This window comes from Streptomyces sp. Y309, assembly GCF_056712025.1.
Map to the genome: position 1 here is coordinate 2,570,398 of NZ_CM160048.1, position 12,103 is coordinate 2,582,500.

The 12,103-nt window shown below is 67.8% G+C and carries 4 protein-coding genes, 1 tRNA gene and 2 rRNA genes (1 of these 7 cut by a window edge); 1 reads left to right on the forward strand and 6 read right to left on the reverse strand.

Annotated features, from left to right (window positions below; genetic code table 11):
- Positions 1-113: 113 nt before the first annotated feature.
- Together AC0KTA_RS09545 and AC0KTA_RS09550 are read right to left on the reverse strand one after the other, a co-directional pair.
- Positions 114-797 carry a response regulator gene (locus AC0KTA_RS09545; RefSeq protein WP_189738697.1) on the reverse strand — a complete coding sequence of 228 codons (684 nt, stop codon included), beginning with the start codon at positions 795-797 and terminating at the stop codon, positions 114-116.
- 264 nt (positions 798-1,061) lie between these two features.
- Entirely contained in the window at positions 1,062-6,590 is a 5,529-nt protein-coding gene (locus AC0KTA_RS09550; RefSeq protein ID WP_481054688.1) for a HAMP domain-containing protein, read from the reverse strand.
- Positions 6,591-6,852: 262 nt separating this feature from the next.
- On the opposite strand from AC0KTA_RS09550, the gene AC0KTA_RS09555 reads away from it, so the two are divergent.
- On the forward strand, positions 6,853-9,534 hold the full coding sequence (locus AC0KTA_RS09555) for a SpoIIE family protein phosphatase (RefSeq protein ID WP_481054689.1): 2,682 nt from the start codon (positions 6,853-6,855) through the stop codon (positions 9,532-9,534).
- 92 nt (positions 9,535-9,626) lie between these two features.
- Here AC0KTA_RS09555 and AC0KTA_RS09560 read toward each other — a convergent pair.
- From AC0KTA_RS09560 to AC0KTA_RS09575, 4 genes are all read right to left on the reverse strand, one after another.
- Positions 9,627-9,699, reverse strand: a tRNA-Thr gene (locus tag AC0KTA_RS09560).
- Between the two features lie 87 nt (positions 9,700-9,786).
- Entirely contained in the window at positions 9,787-10,446 is a 660-nt protein-coding gene (locus tag AC0KTA_RS09565) for a DegT/DnrJ/EryC1/StrS family aminotransferase (RefSeq protein WP_481056369.1), read from the reverse strand.
- 114 nt (positions 10,447-10,560) lie between these two features.
- Positions 10,561-10,677 (reverse strand): 5S ribosomal RNA (gene rrf, locus AC0KTA_RS09570).
- A gap of 95 nt (positions 10,678-10,772) precedes the next feature.
- Positions 10,773-12,103, reverse strand: a 23S ribosomal RNA gene (locus AC0KTA_RS09575) (it continues 1,793 nt past the right edge of the window).

The window sequence follows — 12,103 nt, forward strand, 5'->3', positions numbered from 1 at the left end:
GTTCACCGCGCGGACGCACGGAATTGTCGCTTCCGCACTCGGCGAATCATCGCTTCCGCAGTCAGCGCATTGCTGCTTCCGCACTCAGCGCGGCGTACGGGCCGTGGCTCGCGTCAGTTCTGTGACGGCACCGAAGCCGCGCCGCTGCCCGTGCCTGGCTCCAGAGCGTCAAGAGCCCTGCGCAAACCGGTCAGTTTGCGTTCGAGATGGGCTGCCGTGGCGACGGCGGCCGCGTCCGCGGAGTCGTCGTCGAGCTGCTTGGAGAGCGCCTCGGCCTGCTCCTCGACGGCCGCGAGACGCGCGGACAACTCGGCGAGCAGCCCGGCCGGCTCCTTGGTGTCCGCGGCCGCGGCCTTGGCGCCGCCCTCCAGCTGGAGGCGCAGCAGCGCGGCCTGCTCACGCAGTTGGCAGTTCTTCATGTACAGCTCGACGAACACCGAGACCTTGGCGCGCAGCACCCACGGGTCGAAGGGCTTGGAGATGTAGTCCACGGCGCCCGCCGCGTACCCACGGAAGGTGTGGTGCGGTCCGTGGTTGATGGCGGTGAGGAAGATGATCGGGATGTCCCGGGTCCGCTCCCGCCGCTTGATGTGCGCCGCGGTCTCGAAGCCGTCCATCCCCGGCATCTGGACGTCCAGCAGAATGACCGCGAAGTCGTCCGTCAGCAGCGCTTTGAGCGCTTCCTCCCCGGACGATGCCCGCACCAGCGTCTGATCGAGCGCAGAGAGGATGGCCTCCAGCGCCAGCAGATTCTCCGGCCGGTCATCGACCAGGAGGATCTTGGCCTTCTGCACCATGGCCCGCCCTCCTCGCCCCGGCGGTACACCGGGCGCCGCCCCAGAGGACGGCTCCCTTGCGCCGTCCGTCCTTGTGCCGGTCATGGTAGCCGCACCCCGCCTGTCGCCACACCCTGTCACCGCGATGTCACTGTGCACGTAGCAGAAACGCCGCGGCGGACCAGAAGGTTCCCCGAATACCGCGGTTCTACACGACGTCGGCCACACTCTGTCAGCAACTCCGCGTAATGGTGCGGCTTCTTCCGTAGTCCGCGCGCCGCCGCGTCACTCCCCGTGCATCCACTGCTCCATCACCGACAACAGGTGATCGGGATCGACCGGCTTGGTCACGTAGTCCGACGCTCCGGAGTCGATGGCCTTCTCCCGGTCGCCCTTCATGGCCTTGGCGGTGAGCGCGATGATCGGCAGCCCGGCGAACTGCGGCATCCTGCGGATCGCCGTCGTCGTCGCGTAGCCGTCCATCTCCGGCATCATGATGTCCATCAGCACGACCGTCACGTCGTCGTGCTGTTCCAGGACTTCGATACCTTCTCGGCCGTTCTCCGCGTACAGCACGGAGAGGCCGTGCTGCTCCAGGACGCTGGTGAGCGCGAACACATTACGGATGTCGTCGTCGACGATGAGCACCTTCTCGCCGTCGAACTGCAACCGCACGCGCGGGGCCGGCGCCTCCTGCCCCGCGCCGTCCTGCCACCGCTCCGGCGTCCCCGCGGTCCCGCCCCCGGACTGCCCCGGAAGGCCGCGCGCCGGCTCCCCGGCGGGCGGCGCGGACCGGCGGCGGCGCCGGAACAGCGCGGCGGGGCCGGGCTGCGCCTGCGGGGGCATGGCGGCGGGCGCGTCCGGTGCCTGGGGCTCGGGCCCCTCACCGTCCTCCGAGGACGCCGGGGAATCCAGGGACTCCAGGGCGATCAGTTCGGGCGTCGCGGGCGGCGGCGGGAGCTGGGTGTAGCCCTGCGGCGGCAGTTCGCTGGGGTGCAGCGGCAAATACAGCGTGAAGGTGGAGCCGCGGCCCGGTTCGCTCGCCGCGTGGATCTCACCGCCGAGCAGCCGCGCGATCTCCCGGCTGATCGAAAGCCCGAGGCCCGTGCCGCCGTACTTGCGGCTGGTGGTGCCGTCGGCCTGCTTGAAGGCCTCGAAGATCACCCGCATCTTGCTGGCGGCGATGCCGATGCCCGTGTCGGCCACGGAGAACGCGATCAGATCGGCGTCCGCGTCCCGCAGGGAACCGGCTTCGAGGAGCTGCTCGCGGATCTCGTTCGGCACGTCGTTGTTGGCGAGCCGGATGACCAGCTCCACCGCTCCGGAGTCGGTGAACTTCACCGCGTTGGCCAGCAGGTTGCGCAGCACCTGAAGGAGGCGCTGTTCGTCCGTGTGCAGCGTCGCGGGGAGCTCCGGCGACACGCGTACGGAGAAGTCGAGCCCCTTCTCCGCGGTCAGCGGACGGAAAGTGGCCTCTACGTAGTCGACGAGTTGGACGAGTGCGATGCGGGTCGGGCTGACATCCATCTTGCCCGCCTCGACCTTCGACAGGTCGAGGATGTCGTTGATGAGCTGGAGCAGGTCCGAGCCCGCGCCGTGGATCGTCTCGGCGAACTCGACCTGCTTGGGCGTGAGGTTCGCGTCGGCGTTGTCGGCGAGCAACTTGGCCAGGATCAGCAGCGAGTTGAGCGGCGTACGCAGCTCGTGCGACATGTTCGCAAGGAACTCGGACTTGTAGCGCATCGAGACCGCGAGCTGTTCGGCGCGCTCTTCGAGGACCTGGCGGGCCTCTTCGATCTCGGTGTTCTTGACCTCGATGTCGCGGTTCTGCTGGGCGAGCAGCGCGGCCTTGTCCTCCAGTTCGGCGTTGGACTCCTGCAGCGCCTTCTGCCGATTCTCCAACTCCTCGGAGCGCTCGCGCAGTTGCTCGGTGAGCTCCTGCGACTGCTTGAGCAGGATCTCCGTCTTCGTGTTGACGCTGATGGTGTTGACGCTCGTCGCGATCATCTCGGCGATCTGGCTGAGGAAGTCCTTCTGGATCTGCGTGAACGGCTGGAACGACGCCAGCTCGATGACGCCGAGCACCTTGCCTTCGAAAAGCACCGGCAACACGATGACCTGCGCCGGGGGCGCCTCGCCGAGCCCGGAGGCGATCCGCAGATAGCCGGACGGCGCGTTCTCCACGAGGATCGTGCGCCGCTCCTTGGCGGCCGTCCCGATCAGCGTCTCACCGGGGCGGAAGGACGTCGGCATCGATCCCATCGAATAGCCGTAGCTGCCGAGCATGCGCAGCTCGTACGCGTCCTCGTCACCGCTCAGGTCCTGCGCGTCGTCGGTGGGCATGGCCAGGAAGAACGCGCCGTGCTGCGCCGAGACGACCGGCGTCAGCTCGCTCATGATCAGCGAGGCGACGTCCTCCAGGTCGCGGCGGCCCTGCATCAGGCCGGAGATCCGCGCCAGGTTGCCCTTGAGCCAGTCCTGTTCCTTGTTGGCGAGGGTGGTGTCGCGGAGGTTCGCGATCATCGTGTTGATGTTGTCCTGGAGGACCTGGATCTCGCCCGCCGCGTCCACGTCGATCTTCAGGTTGAGGTCGCCGCGGGTCACCGCCGTGGCGACCGCCGCGATCGCGCGCACCTGCCGGGTGAGATTCCCGGCCATCTCGTTCACCGACTCGGTCAGGTCGCGCCAGGTGCCGTCGACGTCCCGCACCCGCGCCTGGCCGCCCAGCTGGCCCTCGGTGCCCACCTCGCGGGCGACACGGGTGACCTGCTCGGCGAACGACGAGAGCTGGTCCACCATCGTGTTGATGGTGGTCTTGAGCTCCAGGATCTCGCCGCGCGCGTCGATGTCGATCTTCTTGGTGAGATCGCCCTTGGCGATGGCCGTGGTGACCATCGCGATGTTGCGCACCTGACCGGTCAGGTTGGACGCCATCCCGTTCACGGACTCGGTGAGGTCCTTCCACGTACCGGACACCCCCGGGACGCGGGCCTGGCCGCCGAGGATGCCGTCCGTGCCCACCTCACGGGCCACCTTGGTGACCTGGTCGGCGAACGAACTGAGCGTCTTCACCATGGTGTTGAAGGTGTCCGCGAGCTGCGCGACCTCGCCGCGCGCCTCGATCGTCACCGTCTTCGTGAGGTCGCCGTTGGCGACGGCCGCGGCGACCTGCGAGATGTTGCGCACCTGCATGGTCAGGTTGTTGGCCATCAGGTTGACGTTGTCGCTGAGGTCCTTCCAGATGCCCGTGACGCCGACCACCCGCGCCTGACCGCCCAGCTTGCCCTCCGTGCCCACCTCACGGGCCACGCGCGTGACCTGCTCCGCGAACGACGACAGCTGGTCGACCATCGTGTTCACCGTCGTGACGAGCTCGAGGATCTCGCCCTTCGCGTCGACGGTGATCTTCTTGGAGAGGTCGCCCATGGCCACGGCCGTGGTGACCTCGGCGATGTTGCGCACCTGGAGGGTGAGGTTGTTGGCCATGCCGTTCACGGACTGCGTCAGGTCCTTCCACGTACCCGACACACCCTGCACCTCGGCCTGCCCGCCGAGGATGCCGTCCGTACCCACCTCGCGGGCCACCCGCGTCACCTGCTCGGCGAAGGCCGAGAGCTGATCCACCATCGTGTTGAGGGTGTTCTTCAGCTCCAGGATCTCGCCCCGGGCGTCCACGTCGATCTTCTGCGACAGGTCACCGCGCGCGACCGCCGTCGCGACCTGCGCGATGTTGCGCACCTGCGCGGTGAGGTTGCCTGCCATGCCGTTCACGGAGTCCGTGAGGTCGCGCCACACACCGGCGACACCGGGCACCTGCGCCTGGCCGCCGAGCCGTCCCTCCGTGCCCACCTCGCGCGCCACGCGCGTCACCTGGTCGGCGAACGCGGAGAGCTGGTCGACCATCGTGTTGATGGTGTTCTTCAGCTCCAGGATCTCCCCGCGCGCGTCGACGTCGATCTTCTGCGACAGGTCGCCGCGGGCCACCGCCGTCGTCACCTGGGCGATCTGACGTACCTGCGAAGTCAGGTTCCCCGCCATGAAGTTGACGGAGTCCGTGAGCTCCTTCCACGTACCGCTCACGCCGTCCACGCGCGCCTGGCCGCCGAGGCGCCCCTCCGTGCCCACGTCCCGCGCCATCCGCGTGACCTGATCGGCGAACGACGACAGCTGGTCCACCATGGTGTTCACGGTGTTCTTCAGCTGAAGCATCTCTCCGGAGACGTCGACCGTGACCTTCTGGGACAGGTCGCCGTTAGCCACCGCCGTCGTCACCTGCGCGATGTTGCGCACCTGCCCGGTGAGGTTGCGGAAGGCGGTGTTGACCGAGTCCGTGAGGTCCTTCCACGTCCCCGCCGCGCCCGGCACCTGCGCCTGCCCGCCGAGCTCGCCCTCGACGCCCACCTCCCGTGCCACGCGCGTCACTTCGGCGCCGAAGGAGGAGAGCTGGTCCACCATCGTGTTGACGGTGTTCTTCAACTCCAGCATCTCGCCCGCGACATCGACGGTGACCTTCTGCGACAGGTCGCCGTTCGCCACCGCCGTCGTCACCTGCGCGATGTCCCGCACCTGAGTCGTCAGGTTCCGGAAGACCGTGTTGACGGAGTCGGTCAGGTCCTTCCAAGTGCCCGCAGCGCCCGGCACGTTGGCCTGCCCGCCGAGCTGTCCCTCGGCGCCGACCTCGTTGGCGACGCGCGTGACCTCGTCCGCGAACGTACGCAGCGTCTCCGTCATCTGGTTGATGGTCTCGGCGAGCTGGGCCACCTCGCCGCGCGCGCTCACCCGCACCTTCTGCGACAGATCGCCGTTCGCGACGGCCGTCGTGACCTGGGCGATGCCCCGCACCTGCGCGGTCAGGTTGCCCGCCATCAGGTTCACCGAGTCGGTGAGGTCCTTCCACACGCCCGCGACACCCGGCACCTGCGCCTGCCCGCCGAGCTCGCCCTCCGTGCCGACCTCGCGCGCGACCCGGGTCACCTCGGAGGAGAACGAGGAGAGCTGATCCACCATGGTGTTGACGGTGTTCTTCAGCTCCAGCATCTCGCCGGCCACATGCACCGTGACCTTGCGCGACAGGTCACCCTTCGCGACCGCGGTCGTCACCAGCGCGATGTCGCGCACCTGCGCCGTCAGCCGGTACGCCATGGTGTTGACCGAATCCGTGAGGTCCTTCCACGAACCGGACATACCGCGCAACCGGGCCTGGCCGCCCAGCTTGCCCTCCGTGCCCACCTCACTGGCCACCCGCGTGACCTCGTCGGTGAACGTCGACAGCTGGTCGACCAGGTTGTTGACCGTGCGCCCGACCTTCAGGAACTCACCGCGCAGCGGATGGCCGTTGCCCTCGTCCGCCTGCGCGCGCAGCTCCATGCGCTGTTCCAGGTCGCCCTCCGCGACCGCGGACAGCACCCGGCCGACCTCGGAGACGGGCCGTACGAGATCCTCCACGAGGGCGTTGGAGGCGTCGATCGCCGCCGCCCAGGAGCCCTCCATGGCCCCGCCCTGCAGCCGCTCTGTGAGCTTTCCCTCACGCCCGACCGTGCGCCGCACCCGCGACAACTCACCGGTGAGATGCAGGTTACGGTCAGCTACCTCGTTGAAGACGGCAGCGATCTCCGACATCACGTCGTCGCCCGACACCGTCAGGCGCTTGCGGAAATTGCCGTCCCGCATCGCCACCAGGGCGGTCAGCAGCCTGTTCAGGGCCGCGGCGTCCACCGTGGCCGTCGTCCCGTTGCGCGGCTTGCGCTGACTGTTCAGGGACCGTCCGTCTTTCGCGCGCGTCTTAGCGGCCCGCGTCGCAGCGCCAGACTCCACTGTGTCCCTCCCGCAAGGGTCGACCGTACTGCTGGGGCTTCATCTGAAGCCTGTCCAGTGTTTCACCATGGCCGAACCAGGCCATAACAGTTCGGCAGCTTCGCACACCGTCCGCACACCCTCCGGGCGGAAAGACTGGCGACCGGCATCAGCATGGACGGCGAAGGTAAGTAACCTGGCATCCGGCTGTCCAACCACCCCGGTCCTGCCCGGCCAGGGCGGTGGCACACATAACAGCGGGCATCGGAGGGGCGGCCGCACCATGGGACTGCAGATTCCCGGGGGACAACGGCAGATTCCCGGGGGACGACGAACGAGGAGTTCTGTGATCACCGCGCGCGCGGCTGCGACTTTCGAACCCGTGGGGCGTTCCGTCGCGACGGCCCGTTCGTTCGTCAGGGACACCCTCCAGGGGTGGGGCTTCTCGGACGTCGTCGACGACGCGGTCGTGCTGACCAGTGAACTCGTCACGAACGCCGTCGTGCACGCGGGCACCGCCGCCGACGTCCTGTGCCTGCGCAGCGAGGACGCCGTCCGCATCGAGGTCTCCGACCACTATCCCGAGCGCGAGATCCCCCTCCAGAGCTCCCCCGCGACCATGGGCAGCCCCGACCGCGAGGGCGGCCGCGGCCTCCAGCTCTGCGCCGCCCTCGCCACCCGCTGGGGCGTCGACTACACCTCGACGCACAAGCAGGTCTGGTTCCAACTCGACCTGCCCGACCGCCCCGTGGGCACCCGGGCCGCCGGCCCCACCCTCCCGGCCGACCTGCTCCCGATCACCGACGGCCGCGTCCGCGTCGCCGTCGTCCAGATCGACCGCACCGGCGCCATCTCCGCGTGGAACGAAGACGCCGAGGAACTTTTCGGGTACGTCGCCGAGCAGGTCACCGGCAAGCCCCTCACCGACTTCGCCGCCTGGCCGCACACCCCCGGCACCAGCACCGGCATCGCCGACGCCCTCCAGCTCTCCCGCTGGGAGGGCAGCTACGGCATCCGGGACGCGGACGGCCGCGTCACCCCTGTCTACGCCTCGCACCTGCGCGTCCGCGACACCGACGGCGAGCCCTCCACGGTCTGCCTTCTCGTACGTGACGACGAGCGCGCCGTCCTCCAGACCCCGCTGCGCGGCCCGGCCCCCGAGTCCGGCACGCTCAGCGAGCCGCACACCGCCGACCCCTTCGAAGTCTTCATCGGCTCCCCCGCCCCCGACGACCTGGACGGCCTCCTCCAGCGCACGGTCGAGCGGGCCCGGGACATGCTCGACGGCGACGCGGCCTTCCTGCTCCTGGCCACGGACGACGAGACGGAACTGGAAGTACGGGCCTCCACCGGACTCCCCTCCGCCCGCCAGCGCTTCGCCCGCGTCCCCGTGGAGGCCGGCCCCGGCCGGTACGGCTCCGCGCGGATGCCCGCCGTCCACGAGGACCTCACGGTCGTCCCGGGCGCCGTGCCGCTCCTCAACGGCACCGGCATGCGCTCGGTCGTCACGGTCCCGCTGAAGGTCGAGGGCCGCCTCACGGGCTCCCTGGGAGTCGCCGCCGAGTCCCCCGACCGGTACTCGAACGAAGAGGCCCTGCGGCTGCAGTTCGCCGCCGACCGCATCGCCCTCGCCGTCGAGTCGGCCCGCCTCGGCGAGCTGGAGCGCCTGCGCCGCGGCTCCCTGTCCTTCCTCGTGGAGGCCTCCGACCTGCTCGCCGGCACCCTCGACCGCGACCAGACCCTGGCCCTCATGGCCCAGATGACGGTCCCCACGCTCGCCACCTGGTGCGCCGTCTACACGATCGCCGACCAGGCCTCGGAGCCGTACCTCTCGTACGTCCTGCACGAGGACGAGGAGCGCATCGACGGCCTGAAGGCCCTCCTCATGAAGGTCGACCCGCCGGACCCGGTCCCGACCCCGGGCGCCCGCGTCTGGACCGCCCCCTCCGAAGCAGCGCACCAGGCCGCCTTGCGTACGTCGATGCGCAACCTGGGCCTCGGCGAACCGATGACGGTCGGCTCGGGCATCGGCACGACGCTGTCCACGGCCTCCGCGGTGGGCGGCGAGACGGTCGTCCTGCCCCTGGTGGCCCGCAACCGCGTCATCGGCATGCTCGTCCTCGGCAAGCCCTCCGACGAGCACTTCCGCCAGGAGATCCTGGAGCTGGCCGAGGACCTCTCCCGCAGGGCCGCCCTGGCCCTGGACAACGCCCGTCTGTACTCGGAGCGCATGGCGATCAGCCAGTCCCTCCAGCGCAGCCTCCTGCCGCCCGGCCTGCCCCAGGTCCCGGGCGTCGAGGTCGAGGTCATCTACCGCGCGGCCGGCGAGGGCAACGAGGTGGGCGGCGACTTCTACGACCTCTTCCCGATCCGCGACGGCGCGTACGGCTTCGCGATCGGCGACGTGTGCGGCACGGGCCCAGAGGCAGCCGCGGTCACGGGCCTGGCCCGGCACGCGCTGCGCCTGCTGGCCCGCGAGGGCTTCGGCGGCCCCGCGGTCCTGGAGCGCCTCAACGCGGCGATCCTCGACGAGGGCGCCCGCAGCCGCTTCCTGACCCTCCTCTACGGCGAGTTGTGGCCCCAGGAGGACGGCTCGGCGGTCCTCAAGATCGTCTGCGCCGGCCATCCGCTGCCGCTGCGCCTGCGCCAGGACGGCACGGTCGAGCCGTACGCGGAGCCGCAGCCGCTGCTCGGCGTCATGGACGACCTGGAGCTGTACGAGCAGACGGTGACCCTCGACCCGGGCGACGTCCTGCTGTGCGTCACGGACGGCGTCACGGAGCGCCGCGAGGGCACGCGCATGCTGGGCGACGACGGCCTTGCCGACGTCCTCACCACGTGCACGGGCCTCACGGCGGGCGCGGTGGCGGCGCGCATCATGCGCGCGGTGGAGCGCTTCGCGACGGACGCCCCGTCGGACGACATGGCGATCCTGGCGATGCGCGTCCCGGGCCTCGACGACTGAGTCCGCTGAATCCACTGAATCCACGCCCTTTCCGGGGCGGACAACAAAGAAGGCCACCGTCCCCAGGACGATGGCCTTCTTTTTCTTCGCAGAGCCCCCAAGCGGAATCGAACCGCTGACCTTCTCCTTACCATGGAGACGCTCTACCGACTGAGCTATAGGGGCCAGTTGCTCCCTGCGCGGTTTCCCGCGCGGCAACGGAATAGATCATACCCGAACATGGCGCGGTCCCGAACCGCCCTCCTTGAACCCTCAGAAGGCGGGTTGAAGAAGCCCTCCGAGCGCATTGCACGCCGATACGATCCGCTGCAGTTCCCGCCGGGACTGCGAGGCGTCCACGGGAAGCGCCAGGGTCTCGTCGGCGGCCCGCTCGGTCTCGGGCAGTTCTATGTCGCGCCAGAACTTCGGCGTGCGGTGCAGCGGCGTCTTCACGGGTACGTGGCAGTCAACTCCCCTGGCCCGTATGGCCCGTGCGAACGCGTCGCGGTCCGGCCGCCCGTTGCCGGGCACTCGTACGACGTACTGGTGGCTGTGCGGGGCGTGCTCGGCCGGCGTTATCACTCCGGTCAGCCGCCCGTTCAGATAGGCGGCATACGCCCGCCGCTGCGGGAGCCCGTCACATGGTGCGTCCAACTCGCCCTGCTCCAGGACGAGGAGCCCGTGCCGCTGCGCGACACCGCGCAGACCGGCGAGGTCCGCGTGGTTCCCGAAGCGGTGTACGACGGCCACGGCGGCGGTGCGGGCGGTGACGACCGCGTCGACGGCCGCGGGGCTGAGGCAGTACGTCAGCGGGTCGATGTCCGCGAACACGGGCATGGCGCCCGCGAGCACGACGTCCTCGGCGACTTCGGCGTTCCCGTACGCGGGCACGATGACCTCGTCACCGCTCCCGACTCCGGCGGCTCGCAGCATTGCAAGTGTCCCCATGTCGCGGATGTTGGTCGCGCAACGTGAACAACGAGTGACGCACAACAAAAAAGAGCTGGTCCTCGAACCGAAGTTCGGGGACCAGCTCTTCTACATTTAGTTCGGCGGCGTCCTACTCTCCCACAGGGTCCCCCCTGCAGTACCATCGGCGCTGTAAGGCTTAGCTTCCGGGTTCGGAATGTAACCGGGCGTTTCCCTCACGCTATGACCACCGAAACACTATGAAACTCTCAACTACCGCACCACACCCGGTGGCCCCGGGCATGGGGTTGTTCGTGGTTTCAGAACCAACACAGTGGACGCGAGCAACTGAGGACAAGCCCTCGGCCTATTAGTACCAGTCAACTCCACCCGTTGCCGGGCTTCCATATCTGGCCTATCAACCCAGTCGTCTACTGGGAGCCTTAACCCCTCAAAGGGGGTGGGAGTCCTCATCTCGAAGCAGGCTTCCCGCTTAGATGCTTTCAGCGGTTATCCTTTCCGAACGTAGCCAACCAGCCATGCCCTTGGCAGGACAACTGGCACACCAGAGGTTCGTCCGTCCCGGTCCTCTCGTACTAGGGACAGCCCTTCTCAAGACTCCTACGCGCACAGCGGATAGGGACCGAACTGTCTCACGACGTTCTAAACCCAGCTCGCGTACCGCTTTAATGGGCGAACAGCCCAACCCTTGGGACCGACTCCAGCCCCAGGATGCGACGAGCCGACATCGAGGTGCCAAACCATCCCGTCGATATGGACTCTTGGGGAAGATCAGCCTGTTATCCCCGGGGTACCTTTTATCCGTTGAGCGACGGCGCTTCCACAAGCCACCGCCGGATCACTAGTCCCGACTTTCGTCCCTGCTCGACCCGTCAGTCTCACAGTCAAGCTCCCTTGTGCACTTACACTCAACACCTGATTACCAACCAGGCTGAGGGAACCTTTGGGCGCCTCCGTTACCCTTTGGGAGGCAACCGCCCCAGTTAAACTACCCATCAGACACTGTCCCTGATCCGGATCACGGACCCAGGTTAGACATCCAGCACGACCAGACTGGTATTTCAACGACGACTCCACACACACTGGCGTGCATGCTTCACAGTCTCCCAGCTATCCTACACAAGCCGAACCGAACACCAATATCAAACTGTAGTAAAGGTCCCGGGGTCTTTCCGTCCTGCTGCGCGAAACGAGCATCTTTACTCGTAGTGCAATTTCACCGGGCCTATGGTTGAGACAGTCGAGAAGTCGTTACGCCATTCGTGCAGGTCGGAACTTACCCGACAAGGAATTTCGCTACCTTAGGATGGTTATAGTTACCACCGCCGTTTACTGGCGCTTAAGTTCTCAGCTTCGCACGCCCGAAAGCGCACTAACCGGTCCCCTTAACGTTCCAGCACCGGGCAGGCGTCAGTCCGTATACATCGCCTTACGGCTTCGCACGGACCTGTGTTTTTAGTAAACAGTCGCTTCTCGCTGGTCTCTGCGGCCACCCCCAGCTCACCGTGTAAAACGGATCACCAGGTGTGGCCCCCCTTCTCCCGAAGTTACGGGGGCATTTTGCCGAGTTCCTTAACCATAGTTCACCCGAACGCCTCGGTATTCTCTACCTGACCACCTGAGTCGGTTTAGGGTACGGGCCGCCATGAAACTCGCTAGA